General features: G+C 46.1%; 11 protein-coding genes, 1 pseudogene and 1 riboswitch. Of the genes and pseudogenes, 7 read left to right on the top strand and 5 right to left on the bottom strand.

The annotated features are described in order from the left end of the window. Positions 1-201 precede the first annotated feature (201 nt). The 3 genes and pseudogenes from ASN18_RS06420 (at position 202) to ASN18_RS06430 (ending at position 2,470) form a co-directional block, all read left to right on the top strand. Positions 202-1,359 (top strand): annotated as a pseudogene (locus ASN18_RS06420) (IS3 family transposase). Positions 1,360-1,635: 276 nt separating this feature from the next. After that, positions 1,636-1,866, top strand: coding sequence for a hypothetical protein (locus ASN18_RS06425; protein ID WP_085051924.1), 231 nt, complete (start codon positions 1,636-1,638; stop codon positions 1,864-1,866). Positions 1,867-1,948: 82 nt separating this feature from the next. Further along, positions 1,949-2,470, top strand: a complete 522-nt coding sequence (locus tag ASN18_RS06430) for a thioredoxin fold domain-containing protein (RefSeq protein WP_085051925.1) — start codon at positions 1,949-1,951, stop codon at positions 2,468-2,470. A 20-nt stretch (positions 2,471-2,490) separates the two neighbouring features. On the opposite strand, the gene ASN18_RS06435 is transcribed toward ASN18_RS06430, so the two are convergent. The 3 genes from ASN18_RS06435 to ileS are packed head-to-tail and all read right to left on the bottom strand — an operon-like array spanning position 2,491 to position 6,683. Next, positions 2,491-3,411: a class I SAM-dependent methyltransferase gene (locus tag ASN18_RS06435; RefSeq protein WP_157072864.1), complete on the bottom strand. Its 921-nt coding sequence runs from the start codon at positions 3,409-3,411 to the stop codon at positions 2,491-2,493. Positions 3,412-3,414: 3 nt separating this feature from the next. Further along, positions 3,415-3,867: a signal peptidase II gene (gene lspA, locus ASN18_RS06440; protein ID WP_236861567.1), complete on the bottom strand. Its 453-nt coding sequence runs from the start codon at positions 3,865-3,867 to the stop codon at positions 3,415-3,417. Beyond that, positions 3,864-6,683 carry an isoleucine--tRNA ligase gene (gene ileS / locus ASN18_RS06445; protein WP_085051928.1) on the bottom strand — a complete coding sequence of 940 codons (2,820 nt, stop codon included), beginning with the start codon at positions 6,681-6,683 and terminating at the stop codon, positions 3,864-3,866. The genes lspA and ileS overlap by 4 nt, the downstream gene beginning before the upstream one ends. Before the next feature lie 275 nt (positions 6,684-6,958). Between ileS and ASN18_RS06450 the strand changes: the two genes are divergently transcribed. The 3 genes from ASN18_RS06450 to ASN18_RS06460 all read left to right on the top strand — a co-directional run bounded on the left by ASN18_RS06450 (position 6,959) and on the right by ASN18_RS06460 (position 14,411). Beyond that, the gene (locus ASN18_RS06450) at positions 6,959-7,471 is read left to right on the top strand and encodes a Uma2 family endonuclease (protein ID WP_085051929.1); all 513 of its coding nucleotides are present in this window, start codon (positions 6,959-6,961) and stop codon (positions 7,469-7,471) included. A gap of 84 nt (positions 7,472-7,555) precedes the next feature. Beyond that, entirely contained in the window at positions 7,556-10,999 is a 3,444-nt protein-coding gene (locus tag ASN18_RS06455; RefSeq protein WP_085051930.1) for an adenylate/guanylate cyclase domain-containing protein, read from the top strand. Between the two features lies 1 nt (position 11,000). Continuing rightward, positions 11,001-14,411 carry an adenylate/guanylate cyclase domain-containing protein gene (locus ASN18_RS06460; RefSeq protein WP_085051931.1) on the top strand — a complete coding sequence of 1,137 codons (3,411 nt, stop codon included), beginning with the start codon at positions 11,001-11,003 and terminating at the stop codon, positions 14,409-14,411. A gap of 17 nt (positions 14,412-14,428) precedes the next feature. On the opposite strand, the gene ASN18_RS06465 is transcribed toward ASN18_RS06460, so the two are convergent. Further along, positions 14,429-15,211, bottom strand: coding sequence for a lysophospholipid acyltransferase family protein (locus ASN18_RS06465; RefSeq protein WP_236861568.1), 783 nt, complete (start codon positions 15,209-15,211; stop codon positions 14,429-14,431). Positions 15,212-15,300: 89 nt separating this feature from the next. Then, positions 15,301-15,453 (bottom strand): hypothetical protein, encoded by a 153-nt coding sequence (locus tag ASN18_RS17100; protein ID WP_157072865.1) that lies wholly within the window; start codon positions 15,451-15,453, stop codon positions 15,301-15,303. Between the two features lie 235 nt (positions 15,454-15,688). Continuing rightward, positions 15,689-15,890, top strand: a riboswitch (cobalamin riboswitch). A gap of 89 nt (positions 15,891-15,979) precedes the next feature. On the opposite strand from ASN18_RS17100, the gene thiC reads away from it, so the two are divergent. Beyond that, complete coding sequence (gene thiC, locus ASN18_RS06470) at positions 15,980-17,281, top strand: phosphomethylpyrimidine synthase ThiC (protein WP_085051933.1); 1,302 nt, start codon at positions 15,980-15,982, stop codon at positions 17,279-17,281. Positions 17,282-17,529: the final 248 nt, after the last annotated feature.

Raw genomic sequence — 17,529 nt, forward strand, 5'->3', positions numbered from 1 at the left:
GTCAGTATGGGAAGAGGGGTAGTTGGTTAGCCCTGTTGTTGGCGGTAATAACAATCCTGCCTGGATGGCGCTTAAAGATATTTGTTAAACTGAGCTGTGATGTCAGTAGTGGACACTAAATCATTCATGCCGCATCTGAGGTAAGCTGAAAAAAGTGGACACCAAAATAGAGTAAAATAAGAAACTCAATGGAGGTGTCAGATGGAAAGGATCCCGAATGGGAAGTACACGAAGGAGTTCAGAGAGGAGGCGGCAAAGTTAGTAATAGATGGTGGATTATCGATACCGGAGGTTGGCAAGAGGTTATCAGTGCCTCCATCAAGCATAGGCAACTGGGTAAAGGCATATAAAAACGGGAAGCTCGGAGAAGTAGGCAAGAAGCATCGGATACTGAGCGAAGGAGAGATGGAGCTGGCGCGGCTAAAGCGTGAGCTTGCCGAGGTAAAGATGGAGCGAGACATACTAAAAAAAGCGGCCGCGTACTTTGCGAAGGAGCCGCAGCGAGGTGCGCGATGATAGAGAAGTTGCGGCTCCGGTATCCAGTACCATTTCTTAGGCGGGTATTGAAAGTATCTGCAAGTGGATATTAGGCATGGCTTGAGAGGGAGCGTGCAAAGGAGGAGGCCGTACTGGAGATATATATACTGGCGGCGCACAAGCAGACAAGGGGTACCTATGGGCCTGAGCATCTGAAAGATAGCCTTTCTGAGCAAGGAGTTAAGGTTGGGGTATGCCGAATCAGGCGTATTCGTAAAAAGCTCGGCATAAGATGTGAAGAGATTCAAGGCCACGACAGATTCTAAGCATAAACTTCCTGTGGCGGATAATCTTCTTAATCGGCGTTTTGAGGCAACTGTGCCAAATCAAGTATGGGTCTCAGACATAACCTATATTCCGACAGAGGAAGGATGGTTGTACCTTGCAGGGCATAAGGATATATGCAGCGGCAAGATTGTTGGATATGCCATGTCAGATCGTATGAAAAAGGAGCTGGTCAGCCGCTCATTGTTTAAGGCGGTGGTATCCAGACGCCCTGGTAAGGGGCTTATCCATCATTCCGACCGTGGAAGCCAGTACTGCGCACATGAATATAGGAAGCTGCTCTATCAGTTAGGCATGGTGGCATCGATGAGCAGAAAGGGCAATTGCTATGACAACGCGCCAATGGAGAGCTTCTGGGGAACGCTTAAGAACGAACTCGTTTACCATCGCCATTATAAGACCAGGAAAGAGGCGATTGACGACATCGCTGAATATATAGAGGTTTTCTATAACCACCAGAGAACTCAGGCACGGCTTGGTTATCTATCCCCAGCCGCTTACGAAAAAAAGCTCTATGAAAAAAAGGATGCGGCATGAATGATTTAGTGTCCACTATTGACATCACAGCTCAACCTCCATTGAGTTTCTTATTTTACTCTATTTTGGTGTCCACTGTTTTCAGCTTACCTCAGCAGTAGATAATGCGTCTATCTCAGTGTCCTTCCGGTACATATACTTACCGGAAGGACACTGAATAATATCACACTATGACTGAAAGACTGCTGGCTGTCTTTCAAATACCCACGATTGACATTCTCAGCCTCTAAGTATTATAGTTACCTCATGGGCTCAGTCCTCAGAAAGAGAATAGGAATGGTTATATGGTACGGTATTCTTTCGGGGTTTATAGGCGGCCTTGCAGTGTTTTTTTTGATGTTTCCCATCGGGCTTTTGCTTCATGCGATGGGGTTAAAAGTGCTTATAAATATTTCTAGTGGCGGGATTTTATCACTGCGCTATGCGCTTGTCACCCTGCAGGCAGTTATTGCTGTCATCGGCATTGGTTATTTCACTTGGAAGGAATTCTATAAAAAAATTGACTAAACCTGTGTTATTTATTTATTGTAGTAGTTACGTCGTTTGAGTACGCTTGGTAAAATATATCACTTATGGAGGATTTACTGCGATGTATAAAAAGTTAGTTATATATTTTTTTATGACAGCACTTATCATGGTCACAAATTTGGCTGGTGCTGAACAGCCGGTTAAACCACAACTCTCAGGAACCATTCCTACTGAAAATGCCATACGCATCGGCATTGGTAAAAACACTGTAATAGAATTCGAAGACCCAGACTGCCCTTTCAGCCGAAGGGTCACCGATTATATGAACAAGAGGCAGGATGTGACACGATATATATTTTTTCTTCCTGCAACTCAAATCCATCCCGATGCAATGGATAAGATCAGATTCGTTCTCTGCTCAAAAAACAGCCCTCAGGCATTTTTAGACATTATGTCCGGCAAGTACGACAAAGTAAAGCCCCCCGTATGTAAGGATGATAAAGTCGAACAAACCATTAAAGACCATACGGCATTAGGGGGGAAACTTGGCGCCTCAGCTACACCATATTTAATAATCAATGGTACGTATGTGCTTGGTGCTGATTTTGGTAAAATTGAGAGTATAATCGGCCCACCACGATAGACTGAAGACCTTGCGCTTGCTTAGTGCTTGTTTAACTGGCGGAGCTTTTTATAGCCCCTTCGCAGGAGTTTTGCATAACCTTCTATTCTTCCCCTGAGGTATATTCCGTAAAAATGTCTCCAAAGCAAAATCACCGTAGATGTTACCGGTGTTCTTGTAAATGACTCATCAACGAATTTCAGTCTTTCCTCAATCTCTGAATTACTAAATACATTTATTGGTTTGCGTGCCGTGATTATCAGAGTTATCGTAGGCGTCATCGGTTTCTCTCCATGAGGTTGAACCTGTTCAAATACAAAATCCATCTCACTAAATGCGGCATTATTGGGGTCAGACCCAAAATCAGGATGTGACTTTCCGTCTTTAAACCAATGCCGATATGTCTCTACCTCTTCAAAAAAGCAGCTAACAGCGTAGTGCCATTGCTGCGGCGACCAAATGTTCAGATGGTATGGAATCGCAAGGTTTCTTGCCCTTAAGTCCTCATCCGTAATCGGAGGAACAGCCAGCATAAATACACCGTCCGGGTTAAGCAGCCGGGCAAAGCTGTGCAGCACCAGCCACGGGTTTGGCACATGCTCAAGCACGTTTGAGCTGACTATGAAATCAACAGAATGGTCTTCAAAGCCGCTTATGTTCTGAACGTCCATTTCACAGAATTTTAAATTTGGGGCACTGAAGTACTGTGCAGCAAGGACAACGGCACCTGGGCTAACCTCTATGCCATGTACAAATCCAGCCCCTGAGTGCGCCATATAGGCCGAACCATACCCCGTGCCACAACCGGCGTCTATCACGGTCTTGTCTTTGGCAAATTCCATCGCATAACGGTAAATCGACAGGTGCGCATAGTACATATCGTTTGGTATTAAATGAGTCACCCGTTCACCGAAGTCGAGAAAACCCTCGACAGGAGATTTTTCTCGTAATCCTAACCGCAAGCGTCACCCCTTCCTGAAATGGCTGATTATCATCAACCCTATGCCGCATGTCAGGGCCATATCTGCCACATTAAACGCTGGCCAATGATACCTTCCAACATAGAAGTCGAGGAAATCCACCACTGAGCCTGTAGTTATCCTGTCGGTCATATTCCCCGCAGCCCCGCCCAACAAAAGTGACAAGGCAAATAGGTCCTTGCTGCCAAAGATTAACAGGCCAGCTATAATTATTAACACAGCAATGGACATCACGATAAACGGCGTGTTTCCCCAGCTTTGAAACATCCCGAATGCCGACCCCTTGTTTCGTGCGCTCACTATGTTAAAAAACGATGCGATGGGGATAGATTCATAGAGGTGCAGTTTTTGTAGTATAAGGTATTTTGTAATCTGGTCGGCAGCAAAGACAAAAAATGAGACGATAAAATATCTTATTGCCGACTTGTTCGTTGTCATGTCTGCCCCATATGCTTCAACACTGGGTAACATCTCTCGCAGACCTCCGGTTCGTCATGAAAACTACCTACTGTTGTGCTGAAGTTCCAGCAGCGCCCGCATTTCTCACCCTCTGCCCGGGTTACAATGATAAATAGTTCGGGCAGTGTATCATCTGTGTGGGATTGCTGTCTGAGTTCATCTGTTATGGCATCAAGCGGCATGAGAGCCGCCTGTGATACGATTAACATCGTCGGCAATTTTGGCTCAAAGCCCTTTAATGAATTATATGCGTTGACATCTGCGTAAAGTGTTACTTTGGCCTCAAGTGAATTACCAATGAACTTCTCCTGCCTTTTTAACTCAAGGGCCTTGTTCACCACATCTCTGATTTTTATGAGAACTCTGAAACGGTTGTCCAGCTCATTATTGATATATTGGGCATCGGCAACGGGGAACGCGCTGAGAAATATGCTCTCATCATCCAGCATTCTACTGTTTTTCAGTGACTGCCAGACCTCCTCTGCAGTAAACGAAAGGATTGGGGCCATTAGACCTGTGATAGCTAAGAGTATTTGTTTCATCGTCCACTGCGCCGCCTTTCTTTCAACAGAATGCCTTGCACTGGTATAAACCCTGTCTTTTATTATATCCAGATAAAAAGAACTCATATCCACTATGCAAAAGTTATACAGGATGTGAAAGACCTCGTGAAAATCAAAATTACTGTATGACAGCGTAACATTTTTAATCATACGCTCACGACGGTTCATCGCCCAGCTGTCAAGCTCTGTAAGCGAATCACCAGGGTGATAATTAACATCAAGTCCGTGAATGTTTCCAAGGAGGAACCGGCAGGTGTTTCGGATTTTTCTGTATGCCTCGGTCAGGCGCTGGAGGATTTCCTTTGATATTCTGATGTCATATTTGTAGTCCTCAGAGGCCGCCCACAGACGCAGGATCTCTGCACCGTTTTGCTTTATTATGTCTTCAGGTGATATGACATTGCCCAGGGATTTGGACATCTTTTTACCCCTGCCGTCAACGACAAAGCCGTGAGTAAGTACCGTCCTGAAAGGCGCTGCACCCTTCACAGCCATCGAGGCCAGTAGTGAGCTTTGAAACCAGCCCCTGTGCTGGTCGCTGCCCTCAAGGTACATATCGGCAGGCCATGTGAGGTTCGTCCGTCTCTCAAGCACAGCGGCTTGACTTACTCCTGAATCAAACCATACGTCCAGTATATCAGTCTCTTTGTCGAACGTGCCGCAGCCGCATTTTTTGCATTTATAGCCATCCGGGAGAAGTTCCAACGGGTCAAGCGTAAACCACACGTCTGAGCCGTGTTCCCTGAAACGAGCAACGGTTTTATCAAGCACAGCCTCGTCTATTACTGCCTCGCCACAGTCCTTACACAGCAGGAGGGCAATCGGCACACCCCACGAACGCTGCCTTGAGATGCACCAGTCCGGTCTGTTTTTCACCATCGCGTAAATCCTGTCTTTTCCCCATGAGGGAACCCACTGGACTTTTTCGATTTCTTCAACGGCTCGTTTTTTAAGTTCACCTGATTCCATAGAGATAAACCACTGTTCAGTCGCCCGGAATATAACAGGTTTCTTACAGCGCCAGCAGTGTGGGTAGGAATGTGTGATAGTGTGCTGCTCAATAAGTGCATCATTATTTTTTAATATTTCTATGATTTGCGCATTTGCATCGAAGACGAATTTCCCTGCAAGATTTTCCCCTGCTGATGCGGTAAACTTGCCTCTGTCGTCAACGGGGACATATATATCGAGGCCATATTTAATTCCGGTACGGTAGTCGTCCTCGCCGTGCCCGGGGGCGATGTGTACAACGCCGGTGCCGTCTTCTATAGTAACAAAATCGGCAGGGACTACCTGAGGTAGCCTGTCAATAAATGGGTGATAAGCCCTAATGCCTTCAAGTGAATTGCCTTTAATTTGTTTAATTATTGTACCGCTTAGTCCCACATCCACAAGTCGTTCAAGAAGCGGTGCGGCGGCTATGTAATATTCTTTGTCAGCATCAACAACGGCATAATCAACGTCTGGATGAACGGCAAGGGCGAGATTTGCTGGCAGTGTCCACGGCGTTGTTGTCCATATCACAATAAATACATTTTTTGTAGGTCTTTCTCCAAATAATTTAATAGCACTATCATCTGTCAATTTGAATTTAACATAGACCGAAGGCGATTGTTTATCTGCGTATTCCACTTCGGCCTCGGCAAGGGCTGTAACACAGGACGAACACCAGTGGACGGGTTTCCTTCCCCTGTAAATGTAACCCGCCCGGGCGATTTTGAAAAACTCTGCCACAATGTCGGCCTCATAGTCGAAGTCCATTGTTATATACGGGGAAGTCCAATCGCCAAATACGCCAAGCCGGATGAATTCGTCTCTCTGAATGTCGATGTATTTTTGTGCGTATGAGCGGCAGTGGGCGCGCTTTTCGATTATAGTAACAGAGTTCTTTTTTGCCCCCAGCTCTTTATCTGCCTGATGTTCAATGGGAAGACCGTGGCAGTCCCAACCCGGCACGTATGGCGCGTAACGCCCGCTCATAGAGTGAAATTTAACGATAATGTCCTTGAGAATCTTGTTGAGGGCGTGTCCTATATGGATATGCCCGTTTGCGTATGGTGGGCCGTCGTGAAGGCAATATGGAGGATTGCCCTTGTTTTTATCTTCCATCTTTGTGGTTATTGAGTTATCTTTCCAGAAGGCCAGAAAATCCAGCTCACGCCGGGCAAGATTCGCCTTCATTGGGAAATCTGTATCGGGCAGATTCAGCGTGTCTTTAAAGTCTTTTGCCATAGCAGTGGAAACTAACACGCTTGGGTTGAAAAAGTCAAGATAGAATCAGACTGGTCATCTTGATAAATTAACTGAACTCAGGCTCGGATACCTATCCCCAGCCGCTTATGAAAAACAGCTCTAAGGACTGTGGCATGGAGAATTTGGTGTCCACTATTGACATCACAGCTCAGAGGAAGCAGCTTTCAGGAAACGGTTGGAAGGAATGTCTAACCAGTAGTTTTTGTGGCTGCCTAATATCGACAAACCCCTAACTCCGATGATATACTATCATCATGCAAACAATTGAGACAGACTTAGACCTAACCGAAATCATAAATGGAGAAGAAATCATGGGGCCTAGTCCTTTTGGTAAACACCAGGATGTTGTTTTAAAACTTGTAAAAATTATACTTTTCTATTTAGAAAAAAACGATGTGGGTAAATTGTGCCTATCCCCACTTGACGTAATCCTCGAAGACGCAATCAACCGGCTTCAGCCAGACATCATCTTTATCAGAAAGGACCATATGGCAATCTTTCAGGACTGGATACGTGGAGTACCTGATATGGTCTGTGAAGTCGTCTCACCCGGATCATATAAAAAAGACGCTATCATCAAACGAGAAATATACGAGAGATACCGTGTACCAGAATACTGGATTGTCATCCCTGAACTACTAACCATCGAGATTCTTACCATTGAAAACGACAGATATATCACTCACTCCATCGCTGAACTCAACGGCGTCGTCACGTCTAAGGTCATAGACGGCCTTCAGGTCAATATCGAAGATATATTCGTCTAAATCAATTTTAACAATATCAATTTTAACAATGTCTCTGAGACACGGCCTGTGATATAATATGCGCAATAATCATGCGGGATAATCATGCGGGATATAATACGAAAATACGCTGGTAGAAAATTTCCAAAGCCTGTTCAGGGAATCATTATAGGGCTTTGCACGGGGGCAGTAGCCCTGTTTCTTGGGATGTTTCAGTTTGCTGCTAACCTTGAACTATACACCGTAGATATGAGATACAAGCTGCGTCCCCCGGTAAAGACACTCCCGACGCTTGGCTATATAGATTTCAATGACTCATCGATTCGTCATTTTGGGCAGTGGCCGTGGCCGCGCCTAAGACACTCAGTGCTTGCTGATACGCTTAATTATTATAACGCAAAGGCGGCTGCCTTCGACGTGTTTTTTATAGAAAGGGAAAACACGGTCTTCTATCCCTCTGTCATAAAGAAATTTATCAGCTCCGGTTCTAAAAATGAAAACCAATTCATGGTCGCACTTGATGATTCATTCCGAAACTATGACGAGGAATTCGCCGAGGCCATGACCAAATATGGTAATATCTATTTGAGCTACTATACAATAAGGCAAGACGACAGCACAGCCCGCAAGCAAAGCACACAGGCCAATCTGCCAAATGCCGCAACACAACCCGGGCTAAACACAGGACCAGCAATTGACCTGCTCAAAAAAACAAGCTTCCTACCCATACCAAAAGACCTTGACACAAATACCTTATTTACTGACATACGCATTGACCCGCCGCTTGAGGAATTTATCACTGCAGCAAAAGGCACCGGGTACGCACAACCAGACCTTGACAGCGACTCCATTGTCAGACACTATACGCTCTTGCGCCGGTATGATAACTATTTAACATACCCTGTGATATTAAAAATGCTCTCCAACATTATGGACTTCAAGCTCACGGAGATGGAAATCGCCCCGGGTAAATATCTAATACTAAAAAATGCCATTACATACGGCGGCGAAACGCGCTCGGACGTTAAAATCCCCATAGACTCACACTACCGGATGCCCTTGAACTGGGCTGGTACTTTTCATGGGTCATATACACACATCCCCTACGATGTCTTATCATACTTCTATGCCGTCATCAGGGCAAAAAACACCGCATCTAAGTACAAGGGAAGCAGTTACACGCAGTTGCATGATGACATATACTCAGACCTTATGGAAGACAAGTTCGTCACAGAGGTAAATGTCCGCACCATTGCCGATGAGATTACCACAGCCCTTTTTGTCTCCAAATATCTTGATGGCGGGATGAACCTGGCAGAGATTCAGCGGCAGTTAAAACCATATGTCAAAGACGATATTATTGATAGGGTCTATGCCGTAGTCACGGCATCTGTCAAATTCCTGAAGGAGTTTAATAAAAAACAGGACGGCTCCATCCCTGATGTTAATAATTCCTTTGCCCCACAGATTGAAGAGGCACGAAAAAACATGAACTGGTTTTACAGCAAGAACCGGCTCAGTGATGCCTACCCGTACTATTTCCCTGAGACGCCGCAACTGCTCAGGCATGAGCAGCCCAGCGCCTTTTCCCCTGTTGACATGGAAGGCATGATATTTATGATTGGCCTGACCGGGGCAAACACAATGGACTTAAACCCTACCCCATATGAGCCGTCAGCCCCTATGGTGTCATTCCACCTCAATGCCATAAATACCATACTCACAGGTCAGTTCCTCTATACCATCCCAGCGGCGTTGAGCCGGGCTATTACCCTGACCCTGGCCGTGTTGATAGCAGTAGTGGGAATTTTGTCCGGCGTTACCATAACCTTTGCCGTAACTGCCGCTGCTGCCGCTGCATACACGCTTCTTACCTATAAGCTCTGGACAGTAAAAGGATACCGCATGGATTTGGTGCTGCCGCTTTTGGGTATGACACTGTCTTATGTTACAGTCCTTGTGATTCAATTTATCAGGATGTATTTAGAGAGGAAAAAGGTCAGGTCGATATTTGCTAAAATGGTTTCACCAGCGGTACTAAAGATTATGGAGGAAAACCCGGAGAGTTTCTCTCTTACCGGAGTGCGCAAGGCCGCCGCTGTATTCTTCTCCGCCCTCAACGGCATGAACGAGGCTATCAGCAAGGTATCGCCGGATGAACTGCCCGGACTTCTCAGTATTTACCTCTCCCCTAACAGTGAGATAATCATGCACTACGGCGGGTATATAGATAAGTACGAAGGACACGTCATCATGGCAGATTTTGGAGTCCCTATAGATGACGAATTGTGCGCAGCAAGGTGTGCCTTTAGTGCAATTGAGCAAAGGCTTGACTTGCTGGCCTTTAAGTTTTACGCTGAGGCCGTGTACAGGCTGCCAGTAAGCATTGCCATGGGGTTTAACTACGGCTATGTCTCCGCCGGAAATATGGGTTCAGAGGAGAAGTTTCAATACACTGTCATGGGAGACCCGGTAAACGTGGCTGCACGATTTATGGCGGCAAATTTCATCTACAACTCAGACTACGCCATCACAGGTGAGGACGCAGTACCCGCCATTGCTGAATTCGTCCACCTTCGCCTGCTTGATAAACTCCTGCTAAAGGGAAAGACCAAACCGCTGGCCATTTATGAGTGCATCGGCTGGAGGCCGGAGGCATACCTGAAACTCCACTCAGGGAAACCTGTCCCGGCACATGTAAAAGACCTCTGGACAAAATGCCCCGCCGGTAAGATATTTGGCTACCTCCGTTTGTGGGAAAATATTTATATTAATACCTCCCACCCGCTTGCAAAAACTATATGGACATTTTTTACAGAGTGCGTCCCCGTTATAGAGCCGCTTGTCGTAAATGAATGGAAGACTGAGGCCATAGCCGTCCACAGTTCAATAACAGCGTTTAAGCAAAAATTAAAGGAAACGCATGGCCAATATTTCACCGGTGTAAACTCTGATGTAGCAGCACAAGACCTCAACGCCCTATTAAGCATGAGACACGATGAGATGATCAGAGTCACACAAATCCTCAATGACCAAGCGCTTACTCTCAACGAAAATCTTAAAGAGGAACTGGCCTCAGTATCCAGGCCGCTCATAAATAAGTGCGAAGTCCTAATCTCCAGACTTCAAAGAGGACGTACCGGGGATGATTATATTTCCAGGTGTACTGAGGCCTTAAGCGCCTTCATGCCCAATGCAACTGAAGAGCAGCAGCTTAAGGCACTTATCGCCGATGGGCAGAGCCGCTACAGGGCAATGGCAGAAGATTTTTATAGTAAACTCTCAGGCATGACCGCCCAGTGGCATGAGATGATGTCCCTTGCAGGCGCCCCCAGAGAAAATGACCTCACTGCCGCCAGATATTTTGAAGAGGCACTAAACCTATACTGGCAGCGGCGCTGGGATGAGGCAATCGAGGGGTTTCAAAAAGTGCTGCAATATGTACAGGATGACGCCCCAGCGCGCTCCTTTGTCAACCGCATAGAGTTATATAAGGAGACCCCGCCCTCAGAGCAGTGGCAGGGGGAATTCGTACAGACAAAGAAATGATATGAATAAACTGCTTACAGGGATAAAATTCAGGACACCATTGGTTGTCCTTGCCATTGGTACAATCGTATCGCTTATAGTAATAGTGCTTGGCAGTCTTGGGGCGTTTGACAGGCTTGAACACACCGCTATTGAGAGCGCATTTCTAACGAGGCCGCCGCTTAAGACAGACCCGGCCATTATCAGTGTCGATATAGATGACGAGGCACTTCAAACTCTTGGACGCTGGCCCTGGCCTCTTCACCTGCATAGGTCGCTCATCGATTTATTAAAACTCTACAAAAGCCGTTCGATTATATTGACAGATATTGACATATCGAAGACCGAACATGACTCAATGGAAGAAAACGCCGCGTGGCTGCTGAAAGATGTGATTAAAAATGCGTATATGAGCGGCGGCGCCAAAAATGCCCTACCGCTTATTAACAGCGGTGATGACGCATTTTACAACTCGCTGAAAGACTTTGGACTGGTCACAATAAGATTCACTATGCCTGCGTACAACGACTACAGAGATACAGGATCTCTCTCAGCCGATCCACTCCTGAAACTTTTAAATAGCAAAATCGCCATAAACCTCCGGGCCCCAACACATGCCCTACCCCCGGCAGCCGAACTCACTCTCCCGCCTGAAGGTATTTTAAATAATATCAGAGGCGGCGGCTCTAATATTGTCGTTATAAACAAGCAAGGGGTTGTTTCCAGATACCCGCTGATTACACGCTACAACGATACGCTCTATCCTTCAATAGCGCTGGATGCGGCAGTAAGACTGACCGGCTCTGACAATATTACGGTTACACCGGGGAAATCCACCAGTTTTGAAAACTCAGCATCTGGCCGAATCACAATACCTATAGACAAAGAAGGCCAGACACTGGTGAACTGGGCAGGCACTTACAAAGACACATTTCAACACGTTCCATTCAGCACCGTCGCACAATTTATCGCCTTTCAGGAGACCAAAAATGAACTGAAAAAATACGACCTGAACAAGATTCAAGACATTAACGCAGCCATCACACAGTTGACGAAAGAAATGAAAAAACGCCGTTATGTCTCATCGGAGCAAAATGATTCCATTGTCTTGACACTATTTATAGCAGCAATGATAGAGAATCGTCTTACCACCTATGGCGGTACAGTCAAAGAAGCCTTGAAAAAACTCCAATTACCTGAAAATGAAACAACTACAACAATCGCCAACCAAATAGTATTCAATAACTACCTGCTTCAAAAATATGACGAGACTCAAAGACAGCCCGCATATGAAGAGACACTAAAGGAACTCGGCTATACATCGAAGGAGGCCGAAGGTGCAGCGCTCAAAGACTTATATGATTTGGTCATATTTTACCTCGGTAATGATTTGATACCACTGGTAAGGCCACTCTATTTTGGTAGATACGAGATTACGGTTAACGATAAGGTTCAGAGGATAAGCCCGTTGATACTGAAGGACAAGATTGTGTTTTATGGGCTTACAGCAACAGGGCTGACATCACAAAACCCAACCCCTTTTATGAAAAGGCACCCGATGCTTGACCTGCCCATGAATGTGCTGAACTCCATCTTGACAGGAAAGTTTCTCTACGAGCTGCCACGGGCGCTGATTTACGCAATCATATTCGCGCTGGCATATTGCATCGTTTTGTTAGTACTTGTGGCGGCCCCGGCAAGGAGCGGTGCAGCAGCAGTTACAGCGGTGGTCGTGTATTTAGCGCTTTCGTGGTATCTGTTTGCGCTGCATGGTGTGATAATGCCGGTTTCACAGCCGGTCTTTGCCATAGCCGGTGCATACTTTAGCGGTGTAATTTACAGGTATTTTAAGGCACGAAATGAGCGCAGGAAGGTCAGGCAGATGTTTTCTACGATGGTATCTCCGGAGGTATTAAAAATCATCGAGAAGACCCCGGACAAGTTGAACCTTGGCGGTGAGATAAAGCGGGCAACGATGTTTTCGTCCGATGTCTCCGGCTTTACAACCATATCGGAAGGGGTTACATCAAGGGAGCTTGCAGACATATTAAATATATATCTGACACCGATGAGTAACATTATTATGTGCTATGACGGCTATGTTGACAAGTACGAAGGAGACGCAATAAAGGCAGACTTTGGTGTGCCGATAAATGATGCAGGGCACGCGTGGAAGGCATGTTGGGCGGCGCTCTATCAACAGGAGGAGCTGCTATGTGTACAGCGTATGATAATGCTTCAGTACGGCGTAGGAATTACAGCACGAATGGGAATAAACACGGGGATGGTGCTGGCAGGCAACATGGGCTCAGAGGGGCACATCCAATACACGGTCATGGGTCCGGCGGTCACTCTTGCCGAAGAGCTTGAACCGGCCAACAAAGTCTTTGACACATGGATTATGATAGGACACAATACTTACGAAGATGCCAAAGACTATATCGTGGCAAGATGCCTAGGCAGCCTTAAAACCCATCACGGCACTGAGACCGTATATGAACTTGCAGGATGGAATAAGGAAAAGTTTCTCTCCTACTGGGAACACAGACCCATCCCGAAGCTCCTGATAAGAGCCCTTAAGAAACTGAGGCCAGAGAAAATCCTGGGCTATAACTATTACTTTGAAAATAAACCACTGCCCGAACTGGCGCTGCTGCCAGAGATTCGCAGTGTATTTTCCGAACTGGCAGAGCTGTCTATCAAGTATATGCAGATACGAGACACCATCAACATAGTAACTATAGGTAATACGATAGACAGACTGACACACCACGAGGACAAAGAGCCGCCACTGAAAATTCGTAATGAACTTGCAGCGCTTCGCACCGCATTATCAAATGAAAACATACCCTACAAGGCAGCACTCCTAAGCTGGCAAATTGTCCTGAAGCAGCACATGGCACAGATATCCACGCTGAATGGCAAAATTGAAAAGACAGCCGCCGAGGCATCCTATGACACAGTAGACAGACTTGAAAAGGCAATCGAGAGCATAAAAAAAAGGATAAACTGTGCCGGAGATATAACAGCCGGTGCACTTTCAGAAAACCTTAAAGACCTGTTACTAAGAGATGACTTGAAAGATACCCAAAATGTGGGTAAGCTCACACACCAATGCACATCAATTGAGAGGTTAATAAGCATAAGATTAAGTAAGTTCGTGGACAGCCTCAGAGGAAACCCGGTGCAATACCACCGCTTAATCGCTGAGATGTGTTCAGTGAGCGAAGAAAGGCTCAGGATGTTCAGCCTGTTTGAAGATGGCCTGAGATTATACAAACTCCGGCAGTGGGACGGCGCCCTCGATGCCTTCAAACAATGCCTCAATAGCTCACCAGATGACAGGCCAAGCAAAAAATATATAGAAGAGATTGAACGTCTGAAGGTAAACCCGCCGACCAAAGACTGGACAGGTGCATGGGAAAGCGGCTAGTGTTTGGAAAGCTGCGGTTAGTTCAAAACCTTTACACCCCATTGCTGAAGCAGCCTGGATATAAACTCTATGGATTCCTTATGCTCTTCGACGCCCCTGTTTTTTATTGTCATAGGTTTTCCAAAGGTGATATAAACTTTTCTTGAGGCATCAATTTTCCCAAAGTCCTTCAAAAACCTGCCGGCCTCCCATGCGTCTGACTTAATGGCAACCGGCACAACCGGCACCTTCGCCCGCAAGGCAAGTTTTATTCCCATCGTGTTATACAACTTTGGATTAAAGTCTAATGACCTGGTACTCTGAGGGAATATGATCATAGATTTCCCGCTGGCCAGTTTCTTCTCGCCCTCAGTCATAACAACATTGAGGTCCTCACGAGGATTTATCCTTTTTACAACCACAGAGTCCATCGCATACATTATGTCCTTAAACAAGGGATACTTCAACAGGCCTTCCTTTATGACAAAGGTCATTTCCTTGTATGGACAGATAAATCCGGGCAGGACAAAGGTCTCCAGCACACTCATGTGATTTGGCATGTACACGCAAGGGCCGTCAACACTGCTGACATTCTCAACGCCATTGACTTCAAACACTACCCCGCTGCCCTCAAGCGCCTTTAAAATACCGTATGCAGTTGCGTGGAAGTTATCGTTTACCAAACCATTTTTCCTTGCCTCAATCCCCAGTTTAATAAGAATGTTAAGTAGCTTCGGATAAAACCTTAAAGATGGAATCAACCTTGATGTGCTAACCTGCGGGCTTCTGTATGAGCCATCGATAATATCTAATCCCTTCATAGACATGATTATAGCATAGCAGAGTAAGTAAATTCAGATTGAAAACTGGTTATGGGCTTTCCTATTTGAGGATACGATTGCTGAAATCGTCATCTCATTAAGTCGCTGAAGTAGTACCCGCACCAAAAACACCCGTGTCCTTTTTCCATCTGATAGTTCAAACACCTGTCTTGTGAGATAAGCAAGCCTTCCTCTTTACAGTAAATATTGAAGTTCTCGGTATACATAGCGCTGACTGTCATATCGATTCCCTCCTTGTTTATATTATCGTCAGTTCCCATGATAATCATTAGTGTGCAAAATTCACGCCAGCCATGAAATTATAAGAAATATAAAATTTCCCATCATAATAAATACTTATGAATTAGCCCTGCCAGACCATACTGCCCCTACAACACATTTTTGGCAGTTCTGTGTCAATATAATCACAGATGTTAATAACATATACAGAGTAAGGGTGATTGACAGTTGACTCTTTGGCCTCAAATTTATTAAAGTCCTGATTATATGTGTCAGCATCCCGGAACACGGTGAAAGTCCGTGGCAGTCCCGCTGCTGTAAATGGTGACGAGGGTTGCAGAGTTTTGCCACTGCTGTGGTGGGCAAACCACAGTGGGAAGGCAGCAACCGTTAGGTTTTAGCCATAAGCCAGAAGACCTGCTGAGACAACAATAGTTTAGGAATCTAATGGTAAAGGGTTCTGAATGATGCCTTTGGCGTCTTCGGAGCCCTTTTTTTTGTTTAATTTAATCTAATCGGGAGACTTATATGACACAGATTGAAAGGGCATTAAGGGGCGAAATTACAGAGGAGGTCAGGACAGCAGCGGCAGACGAAAGTCTGGATGAAAATCTGGTAATGCGGCGTGTTGCCTCAGGGAAGATAGTAATTCCATCGAACAAGAAAAGAGCCGTCAAACCCACAGGAATCGGCAAAGGGATGAAAACAAAGGTTAATGCCTCAATCGGTACGTCTACAGAGATAATCGACCCTGCAATGGAGATAGAAAAGGCACAGACAGCCCAGCAGTACGGGGCAGACACCATAATGGACCTAAGCGTAGGGGGCAATATACCTGAGATCAGAAGGGCTGTAATGGACTCCATCACCCTGCCCCTGGGAACTGTCCCCCTGTACGAGGCATTTGCCGTTGCCGCTTTAAGGTATGGTTCGATAACAAAAATGCCGGAAGAGCTGCTCTGGGATGTAATAGAGAGGCAGTGTGAAGAGGGGGTATCATTTATGGCAATCCACTGCGGCATAAACAGGCTGACGCTGGAGGTATTGAAAAAACAGCACTACAGATATGGAGGTCTGGTCTCAAAGGGTGGGGCCTGCATGGTGGCCTGGATGGAGTTTAATGACAAGGAAAACCCATTATACGCGAATTTTGACAGGGTAGCTGGGATTCTAAAGCGTCACGACGTAGTCCTAAGTCTTGGAAATGGATTTCGAGCCGGTGCGATTCATGACGCCACAGACAGGGTTGCGATTCAGGAGTTGATAATAAATTGTGAATTCGCTGAAACAGGCCGCACCATGGGCTGTCAGACGATGGTAGAAGGCCCGGGGCATATTCCTATTAATGAGATAGAGGCAAACATAGTACTTGCAAAGAAGATGAGTGGTGAGGCACCGTTTTATATGCTTGGGCCGGTCACCACGGACATAGCCCCGGGGTATGACCACATAACCGCGGCAGTGGGGGCGGCGCTTTCGGCGTCGTATGGGGTAGATTTTTTGTGTTACGTAACGCCTGCTGAACACCTTGGCTTGCCATTCACTGAAGACGTCAGAGAGGGCGTCATAGCGGCAAAAATAGCAGCCCATATTGGCGACATGGTGAAACTCTCAGACACGGACAGAGATAAGCAAATCAGCAAGGCAAGGAGGGACATGGACTGGGCAGCTCAGTTTAAGCTGGCAATTGACCCTGAAAGGGCTGTTGAAATAAGAAATAAACGAAACAGTACTGACGAACACTCATGCACGATGTGCGGCAAGTTCTGCGCTAACGATATGCTTCAGGGCATGTTTGAAAAACATACAAAGGCAACAGACAAGGAATAACGACAGCGAAGCGCTCTGTTGAGGCGATTAGCCAAGCCTGACAGGGCGCTGTAGGTTCTGTTTGAATTCGCCAGATTGGAACAATAGCTGAGACTGACAGGTACAGGGCAAACGCATTTGAAAAATCAGGCAGGAATTGCCTATCATTTGGCTCTGACCGATGGTTTCCTGGATTCCCGCTTTCCAGACTGTGTCATAATAAAACCAGTCAGCCCCCCCCATTCTTTGAGGGGGGCATGAGTCTGCTG

This window comes from Candidatus Magnetominusculus xianensis, from assembly GCA_001541255.1.
Lineage (GTDB): Bacteria > Nitrospirota > Thermodesulfovibrionia > Thermodesulfovibrionales > Magnetobacteriaceae > Magnetominusculus > Magnetominusculus xianensis.